Below are 25,702 nucleotides of genomic sequence, written 5' to 3' on the forward strand. Positions count from 1 at the left end.
TATGAATTTAACACATACTTCCGTTAAGCGTCCTCTCACAATCATAATGGTCTTCTTAGTATTAATAGTTTTTGGTGGTATTGGATATAAAAAAATGTCAATAAATCTAATGCCTGATATAGAAATACCTGTTGTAATGGTTATGACTACTTGGACAGGTGCAGGTCCTCAAGACGTTGACGAACAAGTTAGCCAAAAAGTTGATGAAAGTTTATCATCTGTTTCAAATGTAAGCTCAACTATATCAAGTTCACAAGAAAGTGTTTCTATGGTCGTAGCTCAATTTGAATTTGGAACCAACCTAGATGAAATAATGAACGATGTTAGATCTAAAGTAGATGCATTACAAACTAGTTTACCAGATGATGCAGCTAAGCCAACAGTACTAAAATTAGATATGAATGCACAAGCTATAGGTCAGCTTGTTATATCTGGTGGAAATAATAATGCACAAGCACTAAGAAAATACGCTGAAGATGTAATTCAGCCTAAAATAGAATCTATAGATGGTACTACATCAGCAGACATTAAAGGTGGAGAAAAAGCTCAAGTTAATGTAATAGCTGACCCATCAGTTCTTTCAAATTATGGAGTTAGTTTATCAACTATAAAAGGTATTTTATCATCTAGTAATAAAACATTCCCTTATGGTTCAATTACTCAAGGTGAAGATAAGATAGTCTTAAGATCAATTGATAAATTAGAATCTTTGGATGATATAAAACAGATTCAAATTCCTGTAAAAGGAGGAAACACTGTTAACTTAGATACTCTTTGTAGTGTAGATTATGGATTTGCAGACAAAGATAGTATTTATAGATACAATGGAAAAAGCAGTTTAGTAATAGATATTTCTAAGCAACAAGATGCAAATACTGTAAAAGTTATGCAAGATGCATATAAATATGTAGATGAATTGAATAAAGAAAATCCACAATTTAAAATTAAAATTGCCAATGATACAAGTGCTTACATAAGCGAATCAATAAACAGCGTAATGAGCAATTTACTTATAAGTGCAGTTATTGCATTTGTAGTAATATTTGCTTTCTTAAAAAGTGTAAGAGCTTCATTAGTTGTTGCAGTGGCAATACCAATTTCTATAATAGGAGCAATAGCTGTTCTCTATTTTACAGGCGAAAGTTTAAACCTTATCACTGCAAGTTCATTGGTAATTTCAGTTGGTATGGTCGTTGATAATGCTACAGTTGTAATTGAAAACATATTTAAATACAGGAAAAGTGGTCGTTTGAGCATTGATGATTGTGCTATTGAAGGTACAAGAACTGTCACCAATGCAATACTAGCATCAACATTGACTACTATAGCTATATTCTTACCTATTATGTTTACAGAAGGTATAGCCAAAATAACATTTGGGGCTTTAGGTAAAACACTTATAGCTTCTCTAGCCTTCTCTTTTATAGGTGCAATTACTCTTGTTCCTAGTGTATTTGCAAAACTAAGTAGAGGTAAAAGTAGTGAAAAAATGAAGGAAAAAGATAGCCCTATATTTGATAAGGTAAGTGAAGGATATAAAAGATTACTAAGTGTATGCTTAAGACATCAGAAATTAGTAGTAATATCAAGTTTACTTATATTTGTAGCTTCTCTATTCGGAATGAGCTTTATAGGTATGGACTTTATGCCTGCAGCAGATAAAGGAGAATTGGCTATTTCTATAGAACTTCCAAAGGGTCTTAGCTTAGAAGCTAATGATTATTATGTTTCTATGACAGAGAAAAAAGTTTCAGATATTCCAGAAATCAAGACATTGATAACAAGTTTGACATCAGACTCAAATAATAATAGTGCAAGTATAGCAATTGAATTGGAATCTCAAAAAAATAGAAAAAGAACTACCGATGAAATAGAAAAAGAAATAATTGATAGAGTTGCTACTGTTCCAGATTGTAAAATAAATGTAAGTCAAAATAGTAGTGTTATGGGTGGAACTTCAGGAGCAGACTTCACATTAGAGATGAAGGGCCCTGATTTGGATGTATTAAAGATATTAGGAAAAGAAGTTGAAAAAGAATTCAGTTCTATAAAAGGATTTAGAAATGTAGAGACTTCCCTTACAGATACAACACAAGAAGCTCAATTTACAATAGACAAACATAGAGCTCAAGAATACGGTGTAAATACAGCAGAAATTGCAGGATTATTGCGTACTGCAATAAATGGTGATTCAGTTACTACTGCTACTATTGATGACTACAAAGTCGATGTAAATCTAAAGTTTAAAGCAGATAGTATTGATAATCTAGAAGATATAAAACAGTTAAAAGTAAATTCTACAACTGGAAATGAAGTACCTCTTGGAGCTTTCTCGGACATAAAAATGGTAGATGGTTTACAGTCCATATCAAGAACTGATGGTGATTTTTCTGTAAATATAACTGCAACACTTGATAATTTAGATGCTGGTACAGCTACAAAATTAGCATTAGAAAAAACTAATAAGATGCTAATCCCTAAAGACTACTCTATTGGTGTTGGTGGAGAAACAGAAATGATGAATGAATCTATGGCCAGTCTTGGATTCTCAATGGTTATAGCCATAGCACTTGTTTATATGGTAATGGTAGCTCAATTTGAATCATTTAGTAAACCATTTATAATAATGTTCTGTGTGCCATTTGCATTTGTTGGAGTTGTACTTTCTCTTTTGGTAACCGGTCAAAGTTTAAGTACTGTAGGTATGTTAGGTATAATCTTACTTATTGGTATCGTTGTTAACAATGGTATAGTTCTTATTGACTACATAGAACAACTTAGAAAAGCAAATAGTAGTAATGATTTAATTGGATTGGTTTCAATTGGTTGTGCTGCGAGACTAAGACCCGTTTTAATGACAACTGCAACAACAATTCTAGGTATGTTACCAACAGCATTATCTCTTGGTGAAGGTGGCGAAACAATGCAACCACTAGCCGTAGTTATAATGGGTGGTCTTACTGTATCTACACTAATAACACTAGTACTTATACCTACTATATATTTAATATTTGATAAGTGGGAAAATAAGTTTTCAGATAGGATGCCTAAAATATTTGGTAAAATAACAGATAAAATAGGAGATATAAAAGGAAAAATATTTAAGAAACCAAAATTAAAAGCTAAAATTTAAATATAAATGGAGGGCGATTGTATTGAAGAAAAAAGTTAGTAAAATAATTGCAATTGGATGTGGTGTTGGTATAATAACAGCTAATTTAATGCCAGCCTATGCAAATGATAATACTTCTTCTATAAATAAAGTTGATAATGCTACCTTAAGTGACTCGACTAAAAGAACAGCTGAAAAAGAACTTTTAACTGCTAGAGATGCTGTCAGTGCAGCAATTAAAAATAGTGAAAAATTAAAAATGAAATCAGAAGAAATAAAAATGTTAAAAGAAAAACTAGAAGTACAGGATGAATTTGATAGATATTCTGAAGGTAATAATTCATTTCCATACGACCAAATTGGACTTCTTAAAAATCAAAGCGAACAGGCCAAATATTTTATGGAAGACCAAATAGCAAATGATATTACTAATAAGTATAATGATTTAGTATCAAGAGAAAATGAGTTAGATAAAATAAAAAATAATCTTGATATAAAAACTAAAGAAATTAAAGATATGAAACTAAAAAAGGATTTAGGTCTAGTGACATCATTAGAAACTGAGTCAGCTGAGCTTGAACTTCAGACGCTACAAAATACTCAAAAATCTAAACTTCAAGAACTAAAAAACAATCAAGATTATTTTAAGTTGTTGACTAATATAAATTTAGACAACTATCAATTAGATAAAGAATACCGTTTTGAGTCTTTTAGAGTAGGTGGTTCAGTTGATTCATATATGGAAGGTAAGGTTAATGAATACTTAAAGTATGACCAATTGATTTTAGAACGTACAGAAGAAAGTTTTAATGATGACGATGAAAATAAGGCAGATTTACCAGATAGACCTAATCTTACAAGACCAGTTGCTCCTACAAAACCAGAACAAGGTAGTTTAACTGATGACCAATATAAAGTTCTTCTAGATAAGTACAAGAAAGATTATGAACAATACAAAAATGCAGTTGAAGCATACAATCTTGAAAGAAAAACTTATGCTGCTGGGCTTACTACATATGCAAATTACCTTCAAAGAAAATATGAAACTGAAAATGGCTTAGTTACACTAGAGGATAGTAAAAAAGCTCTAAAAAAAGGCTTGATTGATAGCTATGCACAATTACTTGCTTTAGAAGATACAATTGGAACAACTAAAAAACAGCTTGAATTATCGGAAAAACAATTAAAAAATACTAAGCTAAGATATGACTTAGGATTGATTACTCTAACTGACTATAAAAAACAAGTAGTAAGCAATGAAGATGCTAAAAATAGCTATGATACACTTATTGTAAACTATAATTCATTAAAAAATGGGATAGAAAAGCCATGGATACTTAGCGATGGAGGCAAAAAATAATACTGTTGTATAAAAGCATTTATTTACTAAAATAAATTTGCTCAATAAAATAGAAAAAGAGTTGGCTTATTATTAGTTCAACTCTTTTTCTATTTACTAAAATATTATTGATTCTAAGAACACATATATTCTTTACTACAAAATAAAGTCTAAAGCTTAATTTAATTACTTTTTATCAAATGTTTCATCTATTTTACATCTGACCATATTAACAAATTCTGAAATATTATATCCTTTCAGCTTACATCCACATTTAGGACAATAGTCCAACTTCCTAGATACCAATGCTCTACAGCTAGGTTCTGGGCATCTCATTTTAAGACTCTCTTCTACTACTTTAAATCCACATCGTGGGCATATACTACCTGGACGTGATGATACTTCTTTTCCACATTTAGGACACTTTGTCAACTTTATCCCCTCCAGTAAACTCAATTTAATTATTGGTTGAAATTTCTCTCTTACAATAATGTATGCAACATAATTAAATACGTTTCACCTACTATAATATAAATTAGTTTTTTTATAATAATATAAAATAAAAATCCCCTATACTCAATTTACAAATACTCTATTTGATACATTGATATATAGGAGATATAATATTTTAGTTTAATTATATATATTTATAATATATTATTATCTAGGGTTTTTTATAGATGCTTGAGCTGCTGCAAGTCTAGCAATTGGCACTCTAAATGGTGAACAAGATACATAGTTAAGTCCTACATTATAACAGAACTCTACTGAAGATGGTTCTCCACCATGTTCGCCACATATTCCTAGTTTTAATTCTGGTTTAACTTCTCTACCTAATTTAACTCCCATCTTAACTAACTTACCAACACCATTTTGGTCTAGTACTTGGAATGGGTCTTTTTCTAATATTTCTTCATCTACATATTGACCTAAGAATTTACCAGCATCATCTCTTGAATATCCAAATGCCATTTGAGTTAAGTCATTAGTACCAAAACTAAAGAAGTCTGCTTCTTGTGCTATTTCATCAGCTGTTAAACAAGCTCTAGGTATTTCTATCATAGTACCTACAGTATAAGGAACTTCTACTCCTTCTTCTTTGATTATAGCATCAACAGTTTCTACTATCATTTTTCTTATTATCTTTAACTCATTTACTTCTCCAATTAATGGAACCATTATTTCTGGAGAAACTTTAACACCTGCTCTTATTGCTTCTATAGCACCTTGTATTATTGCCTTAGATTGCATTACACATATTTCAGGATAAGTTATTGCAAGTCTACATCCTCTGTGCCCAAGCATTGGGTTAAATTCATCTAAATCAACTATTCTCTTCTTAATATCACTTACTTTTATTCCCATAGTTTTTGAAAGTTCTTCTATAGTTTCATCATCATGAGGTAAGAATTCATGTAGTGGTGGATCTAGTAATCTTATATTAACTGGCTTTCCATCCATAACTTTGAATAACTCTACAAAATCTTCTCTTTGCATTGGTAATATTTTTTCAAGAGCTTTTTCTCTTTGCTCTACTGTATTAGACAATATCATTTCTCTAACTGCTGGTAATCTGTCTTCATCAAAGAACATATGCTCAGTTCTACATAAACCTATACCTTCAGCACCAAATTCTATAGCTGCACGAGCATCTCTAGGATTATCTGCGTTAGTTCTAACCATCATACATTTATGCTTATCTACCCATTGCATTAATTTTTCAAAGTTTCCAGTTAAAGAAACTTCTGTTTTCTTAACATCTCCTAAGTAAACATTTCCTGTAGAACCATCTATAGAAATGTACTCTCCTTCTTTTATAACTATATCATCAAGAGCTCTTACTTCTTTATTAAACTCATCAACTTTTATTTCTCCACATCCAGCAACACAACATTTACCCATACCTCTAGCAACAACTGCTGCATGTGATGTCATTCCACCTCTAGCTGTAAGAATTCCTTCAGCCTTAACCATACCTTCTATATCTTCTGGAGATGTTTCTAGTCTAACTAAAACTACTTTTTCTCCCTTTTCATTTGCTTTTACTACATCATCAGCATTGAAGTAAACTCTACCACTTGCTGCACCTGGTGATGCTGGTAAACCTTTTGCTATAACTTTAGCTTCTTTTAAAGCTTTATCTTCAAATTTTGGATGTAATAACTGGTCTAATTGATTAGGCTCAATTCTCATTATAGCTTCTTTTTCATCTATTATTCCAGCTTCAACTAAATCAACTACTACATTTATTGCTGCTGCTGCTGTTCTTTTACCATTTCTAGTTTGTAATATATATAATCTTTCATTTTCTATAGTAAACTCTATATCTTGCATATCTTTATAGTGACCTTCAAGTATATGAGTAATTTTTACGAATTCATCAAATACAGCTGGCATTACTTCAGCAAGAGTTGATATATTTTGAGGAGTTCTTATACCTGCAACAACATCTTCACCTTGAGCATTCATTAAGAATTCACCAAATAATTTATTTTCTCCTGTAGCTGGATTTCTAGTAAATGCAACACCTGTACCACTAGTTTCTCCCATATTACCAAATACCATTGATTGAATGTTTACTGCTGTTCCTAAATTATGAGCTATATCATTTAATCTACGGTATACGATTGCACGAGGGTTATTCCATGATCTAAACACTGCCTCTATAGCAAGCATTAATTGCTCTTTTGGGTCTTGTGGAAAATCACTTTTTATTTCTTTTTTGTATATTGCTTTAAATTCTTTTACTATTTCTTTTAAGTCATCAGTTGTAAGTTCTGTATCAACTGTGTATCCTTTTGCTTCTTTTACTCTATCTAGTACATTTTCAAATTTGTATTTTGGCACTTCCATAGCAACATCAGAAAACATTTGTATGAATCTTCTGTAACTATCATATGCAAATCTTTCATTTTGTGTAGCTTCTGCTAGACCAATAACACTATTGTCATTAAGACCTAAGTTAAGTATTGTATCCATCATTCCTGGCATAGAGAATACTGCACCAGAACGAACTGATACTAGTAGTGGATTTTTATTGCATCCTAATGTTTTGTTTAAATCTTTTTCTAAAGTAGCTAGATGTGCTTCTATTTCTTTTATTATTTCTGCTCTTATACTTTCATTATTAACATAGTAGTCATTACATGCCTCTGTTGTTATAGTGAATCCAGGAGGGACAGGTAAGCCTATCTTAGTCATTTCTGCTAAATTGGCACCTTTACCTCCTAGTAAAGATTTCATGTCTTTGCTTCCTTCACCAAAACTATAAACATACTTAGTTTCCATTGTTAAATCCCCCATTAATCTTTTTTATTTTAATTTATATCATTTTTACTATTAAACATTTTATTAAATTTCTATTTCTTTATATATTTTTAGACCATTTTCCTTCATTATGTCTAAAATTATACCTGCAGTTTCTTCAATTGCTTTATTTGAAACATTTATTACTGGGCATCCAATTTTCTTCATTATTTCTTCTGAATAGTCTAATTCTTGAAGTATTCTTTCTAAGTTAGCATAATTAGCTTTACTAGATAGCCCTAAAGCTTTTAATCTTTGAGTTCTTATTTCATTCAACTTTTCAGGTGAATTAGTAAGACCTATTATCTTCTTAGTTTCTATTTCAAATACTTCTTTAGGAATTGGTATTTCTGGAACTAATGGTACATTAGCTACTTTTATATTTTTATTAGCTAAATACATACTTAAAGGAGTTTTAGATGTTCTTGATATTCCCACTAAAATTATGTCTGCTTGAAGAACTCCTCTAGGGTCCTTTCCATCATCATATTTTACTGCAAATTCTATAGCCTCAACTCTCTTAAAGTAAGATTCATCTAATTTTCTGATTATACCAGCTTCTCTTTTAGGTTTTCTTCCAGTTCTTTTACTTATTTCCCTTAATATATCTGTCATCAAATCTATACAACTAAGACCTTCTCTTTCGCAATATCTTTCAACAATACTGCATAGCTCTTCATCAACTAATGTATATACAATCAAAGCGTTTTCAGCTTTTGCATTTTCTAGTGTTTCAAGTAATACTCCCTTATTAATCATATATGGAAATCTTTTTATTTCATAAGTTTCATTTACATAAAATTGTGACATACATGCTTTTGCAACTTGTTGTGCAGTCTCTCCTACTGAGTCTGATACTGCATATATAATTAGGTTTTTCACCAGCATACCTCCTTAATTGTCAACTATTTCTAAAAATAGCTTAGTTATGTTGGTTTTTGATATTCTCCCAACAACTCTCATATGGTTTTTGTCTTCTTCTTTATATTCAACAATTGGAATCGAATCTACTTCATGTTCTATTATTTTTTTTGAAGCCAATAAAACACTTGCTCCCTTAGTCAAAGTAACTACATTTGGAGTTCTTGTCATTATCATACCTATTGGCATCTTATTTATATCAGAACCTCCTATAGTTGCTTTTAATAAGTCCTTTCTAGAAACAACTCCACATAATTCTTCATTTTCATCTATAATAACTATACTCCCTACATCAGATAAAAACATAGTGACTATTACATCATATATACTTTCGTCTTTCTTAGCTAGTACAGGCATGCTCATTATATCTTCTACTGTTTTTTCTTTTATACTTTTACCAATTAAATTAATTTCACTAACTCCTGAATAAAAATATCCAACTTTTGGTCTTGCGTCTAGTATTCCTGTCATTGTTAATATAGCTAAATCAGATCTAAGTGTAGCACGAGTCACATTCAAGCTGGAGGCAATACTTTCACTCGTTATTGGTTCATTTTCCTTAACTATATCTATTATTTTTAGTTGTCTTTCATTAAGCTGAATAATAATCACCTTCTTTCATTGTGCTATACTTTTTATCTTTTCGTATCTTATATAGTATATTATATAACTATATATACCATTCTGTAAACAGATTTTTTATTGAATACGATATATTTTTTACCAAGTTCTTTTGCTTAAAGATATTTATTGTATATTAATGGGGGATATTTCTTTAATTAATAGAACTATATTAGTATTACAGTTAATATTATAATACATAATTGGCTATTTTAATTCATTTTATATTAAAATTTTTAATTATATTATCTTAAATATGAATATAAAATTGCAGAATTAATTTAAATTAAACCTACTAGTAAGATTTTTAACTGTAAACAAACTATAAAATAAGATTTATCAAAACACTCTCTCAAAAAATATAAAAAAATTTAAAAGGGCTGATTTTAAAATAACCATCAACCCTCTTTTAAATAACATCTATATTATATTATTATACAATAAATTTTATCCAAATATTTTTTCTTGTAATTGTCTTAAATGATATAAAGTAGTATCTTTTTCTATCTCTACCATATCATATGTTATAACTTCACCCTTTTTAATATCTTTGATAACTTTAGTCTTTTTACTGATTAAACCAATAGGTACAGCATTCATTTCTTTTGCAACATCATATTTTTCTATAGTGCCATAGCATGTATATGCACCATATCCATCCATATACTCACCTTTTTTCAAGTCTTTCTTAGCTATAGTCATAACTTCTGCAACTAATCCAGCTTTAGGCACTATTGTAGCCTTATGCTCTAAAACTGCCATTGCTGCTGATAAAGGAGTTTCTAAACTGCATAAATGATATGGTCTATATAATATGTAATTAGGTCCATCACCCATACTTAAGTATTTTAATTCATCATTAACTGCTTTTAATTTATGAGCAACTACAACGAAAACACCAGGTGCTATACCATTTACAAAATCAACTACACCATAATTATCTAATACTCCACCCTCGCTTTTTAATGCATATTTCTTAGGTACTTCATTAACTGTAGCTTCAATACCATGCCCACCTCTTACATCAGGTACAAATCCAGTTGCATTACACATTAAAGCCATTTCTACCATTGTTTTAGTACCTTCTTTAAAAGAAGCTATCATATGAGGTGAAGCTCCTTTTCTTTCTGCTTCTTTTTTTACAGTATCAGGATTACAGTCTAAATCTAGTTTATTGTTTTTACCTTTACCTACTACTCTAACTTCAAATCCCATTGCATCTGCAAAATCAAATAGACCCATTACTGCCCCTGGTTCATCTCCTGCAGAACCTGTAAATATTACTCCTGCGTCATCTGCTAATTTTTTAAGTATTGGACCAACAACACAATCAGTTTCAGCGTTTAACATTACTATATGTTTTTTATTTAAAATAGCATTTAGTGCTATTTCTGCACCAATTGCAATACCTCCTGTTGCATCTATAACTACATCTATTGACTTTGTTTTGCAAGCCACAAGAAAGTCATTACATGTTAATACTTTTCCTTCTTGTAATTTTAATTCTGCATCTATTTCATTTGTTACATTATCTATGATTTCTTCTTCTATACCTGCATCAGTAAATGCTTTACGAGCTAATTCTAGATTTATATCTACAACAATAGATGCTTCCATTCCTTTCATATTTGCCATTTGACTTACCATTCCATTACCCATATGACCAGCACCTATAAGAGCTACTTTTATTTTTTTACCTTCTTCTTCTAGCTTTGCAAGTTTTCTGTTTAAATCTAACATATCAATTCCTCCTGTTATAATAATTTTATTTTTCAAATTAATAAATAGTTATTAAATCTCCAATCTTTATATCTGGTTTTCCAATTTCTACATGTATTTCTCCAGGTAAATTTACTTTATCTTCTCCATCAAATTTAATTGTACAGTGACCAATTTCTCTAAGAGTATTTTGAGCAATATCACCAACTGAAACTATACAATAATCTCGATTTCCTATTGTAAGTGTATCCCCTATTTCAACATTACTTTTTAATGTTGATATTGAATGAATTACAGATATATCTTTCAAATCTTCATCATTAATAGTTTCATCGTATATAATAAGACAGTTGCTTTCATTTATTAATTCTTCAACTAAACTGCCTATCCCACTTATCTTAACTTCATACTTCATGATATCCCTCCTGATAATTTATATTAGATTAATTAAAAGAAACATTTATTTTTTCTTTTATAAATTTTATAGCTTGTACAATACTTTCTTCATCTTTAAATTTTTGCTCTGCACTATATATGTCCAATCCTTTTATATCTTCAATCTCTTTAAACTTAGCCATCACTGTGCGACCTTTTAAAATTTCTCCACACTTTATAAATCCCTCTGAATCTGAAGATATAATAGCTATACTTCCTTTAGAAAAATAACTTTTCTTTTTTCCTGTAGACACTATATCGCCCATTTTTTTAGCTTTATTTAAGGCTTTGAAATATAGTTTATTCTGATTCATTACAAACAAAGTATTTAAAACATAAACAACAAATAAAATTATAAGTAGTTTCATATTTACACACCTTTCATAAATTAATTTGTTTTTTTAGTCCTATACAAAACTTATATAATATTCTCAATCAATACTTTTTTAAATTCTACAAAGCTTCTACATTTACTTATCTTATTTGTTAATTTTACATTTTGTCCTATCTTTAAAACTTCTTCATAAATCTTTACCAATAAATCTGAATCCACCTTATCCTCACATGGAAACATTGTCATAAGTATTATTTTTATACTTCTATTTGCATAAAATATTGGCTCTTCTAAAACCCCAACTGCCATTAAAAATTTATCTGACTTTTCATTTACAGCATGAGGAAATAATAAACCTTTATCAAAAACTGTAGGAGATTTTTCTTCTCTTTTGATTATATTTTTTCTAAAATTATCATCAATACATCCCAAATCCATAAGATTGTCCATCATTTTTTCTAATGAATCAAGTATCGTTTTTTCATTTAATATCATAAATTTATTTTCATTTAACAAATTATTTATTAGTAAATTTGGAGAATCAGTAGTATCTATGTTGCCTTCTCTTAAACATAATACGGTCTTTAATTGTTCCCTCAATTTATTTTCATCAAATATTGTATTGATTTTTAATACTATTGTATTTATATTTGATGTATCTAAATCAATAGTTGTAAAAACTATATCGTATTCATCTAAATTAATGTTTCTCAAATTAAAACTTGAAAGAGTATCAATTTTAGGATTATTTCCTATCAATTTTTCAACTCTTATTTTTAATAGTTTTGCTGTTCCAAGACCTGTCCCACATATAATTGCTATTTTCCTAATTGAATAAAATCTACTACTATTTCTTTCTAAGTATCCACTAAAATGAATTGCTATATAACCAATTTCATCCTCAGAAACTTCTAGATTATATTTTTTCTCTATTACTTTTCCTGCTATTTGTGCCAGCTTAAATGGAAGTATATAGTTTTGTTTGATTTCTTCTAACAATACATTTTTTAATTTTATATTAAATAATAGCCTGTTCAGTGTAAAACTAAGATGATATCCAAGTCCTACCCTTAACTCATCCTCATTTATAAAAATACCCATATCAACATATATCTGATTGAATATGCTTTCCATTAAATCATCAATATTTTTATTTATTCTACTACTATTTAAAGCACATTCTGATGCTGGTGCATTTCCACTTACTAATGGTATAGTTAAATAAATAATTTCTTCATCGTTTAAAATATATTCAAATTTTTTTGATAAAATATTCTTTATTTCCCCAGCAATAAGATACTCATCATATGACTTAAGTAAATCAAATTTTACATCATACTCTTTTACTATCTTCTGTTCTTTTACTCTGTACATCAAAACTACTATGTAATTAAAAACTTCTCTGAGCATTTCATCTGTAACATAAAAATTATTATTTTTAAATAAAGTCAATAATTCTTCTTCTAAACTTGCAATTTCTTCTTTTTTGATACATTTAAAGTACTTAGAATTATTTAAATCTTTTCTTGAATCTTTATACAACTGATTTAATATAAGTAACCTAATATCAAGTTCACTACCATGTAATTTCATTCCTGTATTTTGCTTTTTTACTAAATTCAAATTATAAGAATTTAATACCTTTTCTACATATTGAAAGTCATTTACTAGTGTAGTTCTTCCTATACACATCTCATCTGCTAGACTATCCAGTGTAATAAATCCATCTAGTTCTATCAAATAATTTAGTATAAACTCTGCCCTCTCTTCCTTTGAATTTAATGAAAATACACTTTTTTTATTCACATCAATAATCTTATTGAGTATTTGCTTATCTTTTATCTCTAGTTTATAGCCTTGACCTTTTATATATTTTATTATTGCTATGTTACTTCCTAAATCTTTATTCAATTGCTTTATATATGTTCTGACACTTCTGGTTGTAACATTCAATTCGTCTGCTATTGAATCAATACTTACAAACTCTTTTTTACTACACATAATCAATATCTTGAATATTTTACGGTCAATAGAAGGAATTTTCTCAGTTACATTCATTTTGCATCTCCTCCTTGATTTCATTCTAGTACAAACTTGAAACCAAATTAATACATAAAATTTCACTTTGCTAGAGGAAAATTTAGTATTAATCCAAATCAATAATCACTCCTAATTAATACTACAAAAGCTAGTCTTTCATTAACTAAAATTTTGACTAGCTTAAGTTTACATTTACAATTTTATTAATTAAGTTTAAATCTCATAACAACATAAAATACTATCTTAATGCAAATATTGCAACGCCATACGCAATAATTACAGATATTGGCCCAGTTATTAAACGAGAGTAAAATAATGCTGGTACTCCATATTCCACGGTTTCTGGTTCTGCTTCTCCTAAACTTAATCCTACTGGGACAAAGTCACAGCCAGCTTGCCCATTTATTGCAAATAAAGCAGGAAGTGCTAAATATGCTGGTATTGCACCAAGACCAATTTGTGTTCCTACAAGAGTACCTACTACCTGTGCTATAACTGCTCCAGGACCTAATATAGGTGATAAAAATGGAAGTGTACAAATTATTGATATAACTAACAAACCACCAATGTTTCCTGCAAGTGGTGATATTACCTTTGCAATCCAATCACCTAACCCAGATGCCAAAATAATTCCCATAAGCATACTTACAAATGCCATAAATGGTATTACATTATTCATTATCATTTGGATAGTATCTCTACCCGCATCATAAAACTTTGATACTACTTGTCCTGCTCCTTGCCCAATAGAAAGTATTATGTTTTTCTTCGCATATTCTTCTTGAGCTTTTGATTTTACTTCATTATAATTATCAGGCTTTCTAATAGAACTTTGACTTTCATTTTTATTTTCTTGAGATTTTTTTTGTGTTTCTTCACCATCTAAAATACTTATGCAATTAATATTAACATCTGATACATAGTATTCTTCAGTTATAAATTTTGCTAAAGGCCCTGTTTTTCCCACTGGATTTACATTAATTGTAGGTATTTTCTTCTTTGGATAAACCCCACACCTTGCTGTTCCACCACAATCAATAATAACTACTGCCACCTCTTCATCAGGAATCCCAGTTTTAAATCCATCTATAACCTCACAATCCAATAATTCTTTTATTTTTAATGTCACTTCATGAATACCACCAGCAGTCATTGACAATATTTTATTTCTAGTTGCTTCTTTTTTTATGTATAAAGGTCCTCCCCAACCAGAAGTTCCCTTTTCTATCTTTAATACTCTATTTGCATCCATTTTAAACCCCTCCTAAGCCTTATTTGTTGCTTTATTTTTTCTTGTTAAAAATGCGTACATTTTTTCTGTTACTACACCTCTTATAAAAATCACAATTAGACCAACTATAAAATACCATAATGCTAATGTAGTTGTTTCCTTACCTAATGTAGTTAAACCTGCTGAAATACCTAGCCATACAAAAAGTTCTCCTGCATTTGCATGTGGGAAAAGTCCTGTAATTGGATGTACAAATGAAACAGCTGCATCATAAAATCCTGCTTTATGTTCCTCTTTTAGAAATCTACCAAATGTATAACACATAGGATTTCCTAAGAAAAATACTGACACTAATGGAAGCAAAGTATATCTTGTAAAAGCATTTCTTCCAAGTTTAGAAGCCCATTTATTTACTCTTTCTTCACCAACTATTTTAATCAATGAGTTAATAGCTACCATTAAAACGATTAATGTTGGAAGAGTCCCTGATATAAGACCTACAAATTGTTCTCCTCCCTTTTGAAATAAACCAATAAACCACTCTGCACCTTTACTTAGACCTGTAATAACGTTTTCCATAAGATTATAACCTCCCTATAATTTCTTTAAATTTTTAATTTTATTGACTAGCTTTAATTCTACAAATTGCATCCTTTTTCTGTAAGATATACTATTATTATAAATGTTTTTCTTTGATTAATATCATTTTAATATAATATTTTTGATAAATTAATACATCTTTTTTCAACTTTGCAAAGGAAAAAGTTGTACTAATTAGAATTTTCAGAAATATACAAATTTTATTGTGACTATATTTTAAATTTTTCTTAGAAATTTAAGAACTTGTTTTTATTTATTTTATTATCGAAATTGTCGATAGCTACTATAAATAAAAAAATAGATGCTCTTTTCTGAGCATCTATTTTCTATTTCAACTTATTTTTAGTTTTATCTACAGTTATTTTATAGGTATACAAATATCAATCTGTGAATCTACATTATCAGGTCCTAAAAATCTTTCATCATATATCTCGAAATCATCTCTTATATCAATTTTTTCCTTTGTGCTTAAGAACCAAGTTCCCCATATATATTCATAAGTTTTATCTAGCTTGTCCAAGCTACCAGTATGAGTGAATACAGCGTATTTTCCTCCATCAATATTTTTTGAAACAAATAAACTTGGTATATTTTCATAGCTACTAACTTCAAGCCCTATTATTTCGTTAAATTCCATAGTTTCACTAAGTAGATGTATTTGTGGAGTTGCTTCACAAATTCCAAATGCTCTGTTTGATGGCAAAGTGTTTGGCACCATATTGTATACTTCTCTAAATTTTTCCCACAAACTAGGTAATGACTCATCTTCTAGTGTTACTTTTTCTTTTATACCAATTACTTTTATTGAATCTATCTCTTTTATAACTGGTTTGATTGTTACATTTTCAACTAAATGTTTCATAAAATCTAATTCTAGTTTTTTCTTCTTTCCAACAAATACATCTATTCTATTTTTTCTATATTCTATGGGACTGACCTTGTATATAGATTTAAATGCTCTACTAAATGCTTCTGAAGATTCAAAACCACTATCAATTGCTATATCTAGTACCTTTTTATCACTGTATAAAAGTTCTTTAGAACTATTAACTAATCTTCTTTTTTTTATATAACTTCCTACACTCTCACCAAACATAGATTTAAATAAACGTGTTAAATGATAATAAGAATATCCAGATTCTTTTGCTACATCATTTACACTTATATCTTCTTTTAAGTTATTTTCAATATATATTATAGCTTTTTCAAAATACTTTAAGTAATCCAAGGTTATACCCCTATTCTCTTTAATATTCTCAAGTATTATAATATTTTAAGTAACACTATTTTGTTTACTATACTAAAATATCATAAACAATGCAACATTATGTAGCACTTTCATTTTATTTTGTATATATAACTACATAGGATAATCAGAGTATTTCTTATTCAATTAATTTAAAAAAATCTGATGGTGATTTCTCTATATTTATATTTACAAGTTGTGTTGTATACTTAAAGTTATCATTTAAATAGTAACTATTCCAACCATTGTCTTCCAATCCACCCCATAAAATATTAAATTTTCCCATAGTTAGGTCCATAACTATACTTTTTAAAGTTCCAAAAAAATCATTATAATAATTACAAGATAGACCTTGTGGATATTTTGAAGTCAATAAATTAATTAAATCTTTCTCTCCAATCTTTTTAGAACTTTCTATATACTCTTTAATTAATTTATATCTATGAATAGAATTGCTCATTGATTGTGGTTCTAGTTTATGAAGTTCCTCAATATGGACATGATTTGTAGAATGCAAAAATGATTCCCTTTCACTTTCTGCCTTATTTATTCTATTTATGTCTTTTCTTCCATCTAAAGTTTCTACAAGTGCAATATTTCCAGACTTATCTGCAATCAATAAATTAATATTATATGCTATTGGCATGTCTTCTATATATACCAATGCTTCCTCTACATCCTTACAGTTTTCCAACAAATATCTAATAACAGCCCAAAATTGTAAACCTACAACAGCTGGCTTTCTCAGTCCCTCTGAATTACCTACAGGTAAACCACAAGATGACTGACTCACACCTAAACCACATTCATTCATTCCCTCAGTTCTACCAAACTGCATTACTGTAGTCCCAATATGTGCGTATTTACCAGCTACCTTAGTTTTGCATAATACAAAATCCTCCATCTTGTGTGAAAAGTCAAAATTACGTGCAAATAGTACATGACCATTTTCAGTTAATTCTGGTGCTAATGCAACTTGACTACAACCTGGTCTAAGATATGTCATAGTATAGTATAAAATTTGATTCTGATTTACATGAATAGCATCAGCAAAACCTTGTAATTCTTCATTAAGCCCTGGACAATATTTATCAAATAACTCCATCATATGATTTTCTTCTTCTTTAGTTAAAACATTAGATTTATTAATTTGTTCACCTATCAACTCTGGTATATTTACAATTGATTTTCCTAACTCATACCCTATTTCATAATTTGTACCACATAATTCGAAAGTTCTTACTTTTAAAGTCTCCATATTGTTTCCTCCTACATATATCTTGTATTTAATTTTATCATCAGAGCTATAACCTTTCATGATATTTTTTGCTATGATAAGTTAACAAATCTAAAAGGTCTAATAAGTACCAGATTTATATAGGATTATTTAAGTTTCTATATCATTTAAATCATATGATGTTTTTTTAATACTAGGCATAATACCTTTTTGTATTTCTTGTTGGGCTTGTTTTACTAGTGCATTATAATCATTCCCCTTCATTCTTTCTAAGTGTCATACATTTAGCAAATGTATTTCCTGTTTTTAAATATGTATATCCAGGCATTTCAAATAAAATTGGTTTTAATTTATCATAATCGATTTTGCTAAACTTACCATAATATGGTCATGTCCAATAATACCTAAATGTCCTACTAACATCCAGTTAGGTCTTTCATTAATTACTACTCCAACTACTACTAATGGTGTAGGATATAATCCTATTACAGAACCTAAATCTTTTTTCATATATAATTACCTCTTTTATTTTATTTTTTATATTGTATTCCCTTAACTCAACTTAAGGTCAAGCATTATTTTTTATATTCATGCTTTTCTTTCCACTCCTTAACCATTTTTTGTGTTACAGGGTCACACAGGTTATAGTAATTTTCAATTTTATACTCAACAACATCTAAACATTCTTGAAGTTTACTAATCTGTGTAGTCAAATCTTCCTTTACTTCCACCAATATTTCTCTACGTACTTCCTTTGTATCATCATCAGAGCATGCAAGTCGTACATATTCAATAATAGCTTCTAAAGAAGCACCTGCTTTTTTAAACTTCATCACAAACTCAATCCAATGAATAGCGCGTTCATCATAATCACGAATTCCAGATTTATTTTTAGGAATAGGTGGAATCAAACCAATCCTTTCATAATAACGCAAATTATCGACTGATATTCCAGTACGTTTTGAGGCTTCTTTAATTGTCATAAGCATCACACTCCTTATAATTATCTTTTTTTAATATACAACCTTAAGTTAACTTTAGGTCAAGTCTTTTTAAAAACTTTTTTTATAAATTAAAAAAGTAAATCAAAAAGGTGAACTATATAAAGTTCACCTTTTATTTTAGAGACTATACTTAAATGTAATTTATTATATTATAAATTTTATAATTTAATATGTTCAATCCCAATATATTTTATTTTAAAATTATATAAATGTATTTTTTAACACTTTAAAAAGGACCTAAATTAATCTGTACTGCAATCATCAAAAATATAAATCCTAAAGCTAATTCCATAAGTATTATCTTTGATGCAAATTTAAACCATCTTGTATAAGGGATATGAGCAATAGATATTCCAGCCATAAGAACGCCTAGCGTTGGTACTATTCCATTTGCAAATCCATCACCCATTTGGTAAGCTAAAACTGCAACTTGTCTAGGTATCCCAATAACATCTGCAAGTGGAGCCATAAGTGGCATAGTTACCATAGCTTGACCTGTACCTGAAGGTATAAAGAAATTGATTACAGATTGCATAATCATCATTGCTCCTCCACTAAAAATCCTAGGAACATAATTTAACACTAATGACAATCCATGAACTATTGAATCTAAAATTACTCCTTGTTCTAATATAACTACTATACTAGATGCAAATCCTATCAAAATAGCTGGATAGACCATCTCTTGCATCCCTTTTACAAATCCAGAGGCAATTTTATTTGGATTCATACCATAGACTATTCCACATAAAATTCCTAGAGCAAAGAAATAAGCTGATAAATCCGACATTCCTAAAGAAAATTTTACAATCAATATCATCAGAACCAGTATTCCTCCAAAGAATGTAACTAATACTCTAATATTTCCAGAAGATAACTTATCCCCGACAGAAGACTCATCAATTTGCCAGTGACTATAATCAATGTCTGACACTAAACTTTTACTTGGGTCTTTTTTTATCTTTTTACAATAAAAAATTATATATGTAGAAAGTAAAATCATTGTACAAATCCAAAATATCCATCTAAACCACATACCTGAAAAAAGTGGTAAACCTGAAATACCTTGTGCTAATCCTACTGTAAAAGGATTAATAGTAGCTGAACCATAACCTGATGCAAGCCCTAACAATAAAATTCCTGAAGCAACTAATGCATCATATCCCAAAGCAATACATAAGGTCATCAATATAGGTAAGAATGCAATACATTCTTCATACATTCCTACAACTCCACCAGCTAGTCCAAAAGTCAATACTAGACACGTAATTATAATCTCACCTTTTTTGCTTCCTTTACTTTTGGAGATAACTCTACCAATTAGGGCATCTAGTGAGCCAGTAGAATTTACTACACCAAATGCACCTCCAATAATAAGTACAAAAAAAACTGTTACAGAATTTTTTCCAAGCCCGCTTGGTATAGCTCTGAATACATCCATTATACTGACAGGATGTTGTTCTCCATATGTAAAACTTCCAGCTTGCACAATCATATTTCCAGTATTTAAATCTTCAACTCTATTATATGTTCCAGAAGGAACAATGTAGGTCATTATGGCTGCAAATATAATTAAACCTATCATCAAAACATATGCATCCGGGAATGCTAATTTTTTCTTTTTGATTTTACTCTTATTAGTCATAGCCTAATCCCCTTTGTTAGAATTTACTCTTCTTTCATTTTTTTTAGTAATTCTGGTTCTTCAAATAAACGTAATCCTGTCAAAGCTAATACTTTTATTCCATCAATTACTCTATCTTTTGCATATGGCTTTATAGCTGCTTCTAAAAATTCTTTTGTATGTAGTTCTTCACCATTTTCAGAGAATTTTATCAAAGGATGTATACATGGCATAATTTGACTAAGATTTCCCATATCTGTCGAACCTAATAATACCTGCTCATCGTCATCATATATACCAAATTCCTCCATAATGTTTGTAAAGATACCTGTTAAAACCTTGTTTGCATTTAAGCCTTGGCAAGTTGGCTCAAAATGGTAAAATTCAAGTTCACAGCCAGTAGCTATTGCAGCTCCTCTAGCACAATTTTTTACTTTTTCAACCACCTCGTCAAAGTAGTCTTGCTCTTTTGCTCGTATTTCTAGTCTTACTTTCCCCATGTCAGGTATTACATTTGCAGCAGTTCCTGCTTCTAGTATGATACCATGTATTCTAGTTCCATCTAGCAATTGTTGTCTCAATGCATTTACATTATTATATAATAACACTACTGCATCCAAAGCATTTATTCCATTATATGGCTTAGCTCCTGCGTGGGATGCTTTCCCAGTAAATATAAAATCTAATCCTCCTATTGCTATAATTTCTGGAGTTACACAAGTCTTTGAGTTTGGGTGTATCATCATTGCAGCATCATAACCATCAAATACACCATGTTCTATCAAGTAAGGTTTTCCATCCCCAGTTTCTTCAGCTGGTGTCCCAATTATACTTACCTCTCCTTTGTAAGTATCTAGTATACTTGCAAGAGTTATTCCAGCTCCAACTCCCATGGAAGCTATCAAATGATGGCCACATGCATGACCATTACCTGGAAGAGCATCGTATTCTGCTATAAATGCTATTCTTGGACCATCGCCATTTTTCTTTGTTGCTTTAAAAGCTGTTGCCATACCTGCCAAATTTTCCTCAACCTCAAAACCTTCTTCTCTTAGAAATTTTGATATTTTTTTAGCAGATTTATACTCTTGTAGGGCAATTTCTGGTTCATCATACAAAGATTGACATAGCTCCAAAATTTTTTCTTTCTTTAAATCCGCAACTTGTATTATTTTTTCCTTCATATCAATCTTACCTCCCATTAAAATTAATTTATATATTTATTCATATAAGATAAAACAAACTTATATTTATTACATTAAAACTATTTCTACACTTATAGTAAAACCTAGTGACTTATTCAACAGTACAAATTTTTCTATCCATTATTTTATCTATTAAAATAAATAATCTTACTATATATACTAACCTTTAAAATAACAGTTTTGAATATAAATATGTATTTCTACATGTATAAACCAAATAACTAATAAGTAAAAATATAAACATATGCATTAAAAATTATAATTTATTATATTGAGTTTACATAACTTTAATATCTATTTTGAAAGTCCAATTAAAACGTCTATATAAAATACTATAAAAATCATTAATTCAATTTAACTTCTGCTCGTTCTCTTTTAAGCATCTATTTTCCCAAAATTCAGCATTTTTTATATCCAATTCAACAGGATTAAAATTTCTATCAGCTCTTTTTATTCCTAATTTTTTCTGTCTTAGGTAATCATAATATGCTTTTATAGCTGGCCTTTGAAGTGTAAAGATAGCAATTAAGTTTATATATGTTAAAACGCCTATACATATATCACCTAATGCCCAACTTGTAAGTGGTTCTATAAAACAACACATTGCTGCACATATTATAAGCATAAATCTACAGACATTTATTATATGCTTTTCATGTTTTTGTGCTTTAATTCTAGTTACCAAATAAGATACATTGGTCTCCATCATATATGAGAATGCTAATAATGTTGTGAAGGTAAATAATAATAAAACTATTGCTATAAAAATATCACCTAGTTGAGGATGTAATGTATTTATTGCACTCTGCACATATTGTGGACCTGGCTCTACACCTGGTAATACAGTTAAAACTCCTGTAACATTGTATTTTCCTGTTATTATAATCATAATACCTGTAGCCATACATATTAATAATGTATCCACATAAACAGAGAAAGCTTGAACTAATCCTTGTTTAGCTGGATGACTTACTTCTGCTGCTGCTGCACCATAAGTTCCAGAACCTTCACCTGCTTCATTTGAATATATACCTCTTTTAACTCCCCAGGATATTGCTGCACCTAACATTCCTCCAAACATTGAACCAAATCCGAATGCAGATTTAAACATAGTTATAATAGCTCCTGGAACTAAATTTATATTTACTATGATTATCACTATTGTCATGATAAGATATGCTCCACCCATTATAGGTACTACCTTTTCAGCAAATAAACCAATTCTTTTAATTCCTCCAAAAATTATTATTCCTAATGCAATAGAAGATGTAACTGCAATTGTCATTCTTGAAAATCCAAATGCTTGATTCATTGCTAAGTATAAAGTATTTGATTGCGTCCCAGGCATGAAAAATGTATAACTTATGATTGCAACTACTGAAAATAAAATTGAACATCTTTTCCATCCAAGACCTTTTTCAAAGTAATACGGAGGACCACCTCTGTACTGACCATCATGTTCATCTTTGTATATTTGAGCTAGAGTAGATTCTACAAATGCAGTCGCCGAGCCTAAGGTAGCCATTATACACATCCATACTAATGCTCCTGGCCCTCCCATTGCTATTGCTACAGCCACACCAGCTATATTACCAGTTCCAATTCTTCCAGCCATTGATGTAGCAAATCCTTGAAATGATGATATACCAACCTGAGAACTATCTCCTTCAAGTAAAAGGGTAAACATTTCTTTTATGTCTTTTATTTGGAAAAATTTTAATTTCAATGAAAAATACAATCCTATGCATAAGCACATTGCAACTAATACAGGTGACCAAACAATTCCATTAATGGTGTTAACTAAATCGGTCACTCAACTCACCACCATTCATTTTAATTTATAGACAATAATTTAAACAGCTATGTACTAATATTTTGTATAAACTTTATTTAACTCAACATATCTTATAGACTCATTTTTTATTTTATTTACCTTATTTCTATCTTTTAATATGTAAACTCCAACAATTATTACCAAAATTAAGAATATCAATTGATACATGAACATAAGTGTATAAATTTTTTAACGATATGTGTTTGACAGACAATCAAACAATATAAATTGAAATACATATAAGGAAAAGCCCAATACTACTACATAAATAGTACACTATTAATATGTAGCTAGATAATATATAGTTAGATTTCATAATTTTCTTATTTATCATTAGATATAAAATTGAGTGCAAATATCATCTATTACTAAAATCCATGTAAAATTTATATTAAACAAACTTATGTAAATATACAAATAGGTGATAATTGCTACTCAATCTTATACTTTTAGGGGTAACTTTATGCTAAAACTGTACTAAAAACACTTGATAACATTTTAATTTTTTCACACTTTATTCATCAAATATAACTATAAGTTTTAATTTAGTATTACTTTTTATACAGTATTTATGTCAGTAGATTATACTGAAAAAAATACTCTCTTATTAAATGAAACTTTTAAGCTTTTAACTTCTCTAATCTTTTCTTTTTAACTTTTAATATATATAAACAAGATAATATTCCTATTACTAAAATAGCTATTTGGAATATAAATGTATATGTGTACCCTTTATTACCATAAGTATCTATCCAATGCCCTATTAATGCAAATTGGAATACATCTGGTGAAAAGCCTAAAGCTGCTGCTATACCTATAGTAGTAGCTGAATATTTAACTGGCACATTTACTTCCTCTTGAACTGCATAGTATATACCTTTTCCCATATAACCTAATATACCTACTACAAATGTTAATGCTATAAATAAAGTCATTGGCGTTGATGAAGGCAATACTAAGAATAAAACTATTACTACTATACCAAGTACATATATTGGTAAAAGCACTTTAGTAGGTGATTTTACTTTGTCTGCACAGTACCCTCCAAATGGAGCACCAAATAATTTTAATCCATGTTGTCTTATTATAGCCAATGCTCCAGATAGTGCAACTGAACCTCCAAGTACTGATGTTATATAAGGTGTAAAGTAAGACATTGTAACTGTAAATGAATATACACAGAATATACTTATACCTACTAACCAAGTATTTGGTGATTTTAAAACTACCATAAAGTCACTAGCAGCCATTTTTTCACTTTTACCTTCTTCTTTTTCTTCACTAATATCTACATCTTTAATTACAAACCATAATACTGGACACATTACTATAGATAATATTCCTAAAGATATCATTACCCATCTCATACCTAAAACAGGAGTTGAAAATAATGTATAAATATATAAGAATATAGCTCCCATTACTACTCCAGAAACTCCAACCATAGCTTCATTAAATCCATAAACTTTACCTTGATTTTCTTTTCCTATAACTCTAAGTATCTTTACCATAGAAGGGTAGTTCATAACTAATGATGTAATTGCACAACCTACCCAAGTTATGACAGCAAATGTATAGTTCATGTTAAATGCAAATAAAAATGATACTATTCCATTAAGAAATACAGAGCCTAAAATTATCTTTCTATAATCAAATCTATCTGCTAACCATCCTCCTATAGGAGCTCCAAATATATTACCTAATCCATAAATTGTAAGTAAAAAACCTAGTTGAGTATTTGAACACTGTAATGCTTTTAAAATTGGATCATACAATGTGTATTGGATAAATGGTATAATATAAACTAATTCCCAACATATAGCTATAATAACAAGTTGAATCATTAACTTTCCAAACTTTATCCCGTTCCCTTTTTCTCCCATAATTAAGCCCT

Annotated in this window: 20 protein-coding genes; 2 read left to right on the plus strand and 18 right to left on the minus strand. The window is 29.4% G+C overall.

Annotation, left to right across the window (positions count from 1 at the left end):
• Nucleotide 1 precedes the first annotated feature (1 nt).
• Nucleotides 2-3,133, plus strand: coding sequence for an efflux RND transporter permease subunit (locus IC219_RS05025; RefSeq protein ID WP_227432631.1), 3,132 nt, complete (start codon nucleotides 2-4; stop codon nucleotides 3,131-3,133).
• A 22-nt stretch (nucleotides 3,134-3,155) separates the two neighbouring features.
• Nucleotides 3,156-4,472, plus strand: coding sequence for a TolC family protein (locus IC219_RS05030; RefSeq protein ID WP_227830739.1), 1,317 nt, complete (start codon nucleotides 3,156-3,158; stop codon nucleotides 4,470-4,472).
• A 165-nt stretch (nucleotides 4,473-4,637) separates the two neighbouring features.
• On the opposite strand, the gene IC219_RS05035 is transcribed toward IC219_RS05030, so the two are convergent.
• The 18 genes from IC219_RS05035 to IC219_RS05120 all read right to left on the minus strand — a co-directional run bounded on the left by IC219_RS05035 (nucleotide 4,638) and on the right by IC219_RS05120 (nucleotide 25,691).
• Nucleotides 4,638-4,883, minus strand: a complete 246-nt coding sequence (locus IC219_RS05035; RefSeq protein WP_227432629.1) for a hypothetical protein — start codon at nucleotides 4,881-4,883, stop codon at nucleotides 4,638-4,640.
• A gap of 228 nt (nucleotides 4,884-5,111) precedes the next feature.
• Nucleotides 5,112-7,739, minus strand: coding sequence for a pyruvate, phosphate dikinase (ppdK, locus tag IC219_RS05040; RefSeq protein ID WP_227432628.1), 2,628 nt, complete (start codon nucleotides 7,737-7,739; stop codon nucleotides 5,112-5,114).
• Nucleotides 7,740-7,802: 63 nt separating this feature from the next.
• Nucleotides 7,803-8,645, minus strand: coding sequence for a pyruvate, water dikinase regulatory protein (locus tag IC219_RS05045; RefSeq protein ID WP_227432627.1), 843 nt, complete (start codon nucleotides 8,643-8,645; stop codon nucleotides 7,803-7,805).
• Between the two features lie 6 nt (nucleotides 8,646-8,651).
• The gene (locus tag IC219_RS05050; protein ID WP_227432626.1) at nucleotides 8,652-9,290 is read right to left on the minus strand and encodes a helix-turn-helix transcriptional regulator; all 639 of its coding nucleotides are present in this window, start codon (nucleotides 9,288-9,290) and stop codon (nucleotides 8,652-8,654) included.
• Nucleotides 9,291-9,746: 456 nt separating this feature from the next.
• Nucleotides 9,747-11,039 (minus strand): NAD(P)-dependent oxidoreductase, encoded by a 1,293-nt coding sequence (locus tag IC219_RS05055; RefSeq protein WP_227830740.1) that lies wholly within the window; start codon nucleotides 11,037-11,039, stop codon nucleotides 9,747-9,749.
• A 37-nt stretch (nucleotides 11,040-11,076) separates the two neighbouring features.
• Complete coding sequence (locus tag IC219_RS05060; RefSeq protein ID WP_227432624.1) at nucleotides 11,077-11,433, minus strand: PTS glucitol/sorbitol transporter subunit IIA; 357 nt, start codon at nucleotides 11,431-11,433, stop codon at nucleotides 11,077-11,079.
• A gap of 28 nt (nucleotides 11,434-11,461) precedes the next feature.
• The gene (locus IC219_RS05065) at nucleotides 11,462-11,821 is read right to left on the minus strand and encodes a transcriptional regulator GutM (protein WP_227432623.1); all 360 of its coding nucleotides are present in this window, start codon (nucleotides 11,819-11,821) and stop codon (nucleotides 11,462-11,464) included.
• A 50-nt stretch (nucleotides 11,822-11,871) separates the two neighbouring features.
• Nucleotides 11,872-13,845, minus strand: a complete 1,974-nt coding sequence (locus IC219_RS05070; protein WP_227830741.1) for a BglG family transcription antiterminator — start codon at nucleotides 13,843-13,845, stop codon at nucleotides 11,872-11,874.
• Between the two features lie 220 nt (nucleotides 13,846-14,065).
• Nucleotides 14,066-15,079, minus strand: a complete 1,014-nt coding sequence (locus IC219_RS05075) for a PTS glucitol/sorbitol transporter subunit IIB (protein ID WP_227482828.1) — start codon at nucleotides 15,077-15,079, stop codon at nucleotides 14,066-14,068.
• 12 nt (nucleotides 15,080-15,091) lie between these two features.
• Nucleotides 15,092-15,637, minus strand: coding sequence for a PTS glucitol/sorbitol transporter subunit IIC (locus IC219_RS05080; protein ID WP_227432620.1), 546 nt, complete (start codon nucleotides 15,635-15,637; stop codon nucleotides 15,092-15,094).
• 379 nt (nucleotides 15,638-16,016) lie between these two features.
• Complete coding sequence (locus IC219_RS05085; protein WP_227432619.1) at nucleotides 16,017-16,886, minus strand: AraC family transcriptional regulator; 870 nt, start codon at nucleotides 16,884-16,886, stop codon at nucleotides 16,017-16,019.
• 157 nt (nucleotides 16,887-17,043) lie between these two features.
• The gene (locus IC219_RS05090; RefSeq protein ID WP_227830742.1) at nucleotides 17,044-18,162 is read right to left on the minus strand and encodes a C45 family peptidase; all 1,119 of its coding nucleotides are present in this window, start codon (nucleotides 18,160-18,162) and stop codon (nucleotides 17,044-17,046) included.
• 324 nt (nucleotides 18,163-18,486) lie between these two features.
• Nucleotides 18,487-18,651 (minus strand): hypothetical protein, encoded by a 165-nt coding sequence (locus tag IC219_RS05095; RefSeq protein WP_227432617.1) that lies wholly within the window; start codon nucleotides 18,649-18,651, stop codon nucleotides 18,487-18,489.
• Between the two features lie 65 nt (nucleotides 18,652-18,716).
• Complete coding sequence (locus tag IC219_RS05100; RefSeq protein WP_227432616.1) at nucleotides 18,717-19,124, minus strand: MerR family transcriptional regulator; 408 nt, start codon at nucleotides 19,122-19,124, stop codon at nucleotides 18,717-18,719.
• A 247-nt stretch (nucleotides 19,125-19,371) separates the two neighbouring features.
• Entirely contained in the window at nucleotides 19,372-20,790 is a 1,419-nt protein-coding gene (locus IC219_RS05105; RefSeq protein WP_227830743.1) for a TIGR00366 family protein, read from the minus strand.
• 23 nt (nucleotides 20,791-20,813) lie between these two features.
• Nucleotides 20,814-21,953 carry a M20 family metallopeptidase gene (locus IC219_RS05110; RefSeq protein ID WP_227830744.1) on the minus strand — a complete coding sequence of 380 codons (1,140 nt, stop codon included), beginning with the start codon at nucleotides 21,951-21,953 and terminating at the stop codon, nucleotides 20,814-20,816.
• Between the two features lie 370 nt (nucleotides 21,954-22,323).
• On the minus strand, nucleotides 22,324-23,787 hold the full coding sequence (locus IC219_RS05115) for an alanine/glycine:cation symporter family protein (RefSeq protein WP_227432613.1): 1,464 nt from the start codon (nucleotides 23,785-23,787) through the stop codon (nucleotides 22,324-22,326).
• 641 nt (nucleotides 23,788-24,428) lie between these two features.
• Complete coding sequence (locus tag IC219_RS05120; RefSeq protein WP_227432612.1) at nucleotides 24,429-25,691, minus strand: MFS transporter; 1,263 nt, start codon at nucleotides 25,689-25,691, stop codon at nucleotides 24,429-24,431.
• Nucleotides 25,692-25,702 lie beyond the last annotated feature (11 nt).

Origin of the sequence: Clostridioides sp. ES-W-0018-02 (genome assembly GCF_020658175.1) — a bacterium.
Taxonomy (GTDB): domain Bacteria; phylum Bacillota; class Clostridia; order Peptostreptococcales; family Peptostreptococcaceae; genus Clostridioides.

Bases quoted from the DNA above. Each gene is read 5' to 3' on its own strand.
- IC219_RS05090 (WP_227830742.1), bottom strand. From the start codon at position 18,162: ATGGAGACTTTAAAAGTAAGAACTTTCGAATTATGTGGTACAAATTAT.
- IC219_RS05070 (WP_227830741.1), bottom strand. From the start codon at position 13,845: ATGAATGTAACTGAGAAAATTCCTTCTATTGACCGTAAAATATTCAAG.
- IC219_RS05110 (WP_227830744.1), bottom strand. From the start codon at position 21,953: ATGAAGGAAAAAATAATACAAGTTGCGGATTTAAAGAAAGAAAAAATT.
- IC219_RS05075 (WP_227482828.1), bottom strand. From the start codon at position 15,079: ATGGATGCAAATAGAGTATTAAAGATAGAAAAGGGAACTTCTGGTTGG.
- IC219_RS05025 (WP_227432631.1), top strand. From the start codon at position 2: ATGAATTTAACACATACTTCCGTTAAGCGTCCTCTCACAATCATAATG.
- IC219_RS05045 (WP_227432627.1), bottom strand. From the start codon at position 8,645: ATGCTGGTGAAAAACCTAATTATATATGCAGTATCAGACTCAGTAGGA.
- IC219_RS05055 (WP_227830740.1), bottom strand. From the start codon at position 11,039: ATGTTAGATTTAAACAGAAAACTTGCAAAGCTAGAAGAAGAAGGTAAA.
- IC219_RS05060 (WP_227432624.1), bottom strand. From the start codon at position 11,433: ATGAAGTATGAAGTTAAGATAAGTGGGATAGGCAGTTTAGTTGAAGAA.
- IC219_RS05120 (WP_227432612.1), bottom strand. From the start codon at position 25,691: ATGGGAGAAAAAGGGAACGGGATAAAGTTTGGAAAGTTAATGATTCAA.
- IC219_RS05095 (WP_227432617.1), bottom strand. From the start codon at position 18,651: ATGAAAAAAGATTTAGGTTCTGTAATAGGATTATATCCTACACCATTA.
- IC219_RS05100 (WP_227432616.1), bottom strand. From the start codon at position 19,124: ATGACAATTAAAGAAGCCTCAAAACGTACTGGAATATCAGTCGATAAT.
- ppdK (WP_227432628.1), bottom strand. From the start codon at position 7,739: ATGGAAACTAAGTATGTTTATAGTTTTGGTGAAGGAAGCAAAGACATG.
- IC219_RS05105 (WP_227830743.1), bottom strand. From the start codon at position 20,790: ATGACTAATAAGAGTAAAATCAAAAAGAAAAAATTAGCATTCCCGGAT.
- IC219_RS05080 (WP_227432620.1), bottom strand. From the start codon at position 15,637: ATGGAAAACGTTATTACAGGTCTAAGTAAAGGTGCAGAGTGGTTTATT.
- IC219_RS05065 (WP_227432623.1), bottom strand. From the start codon at position 11,821: ATGAAACTACTTATAATTTTATTTGTTGTTTATGTTTTAAATACTTTG.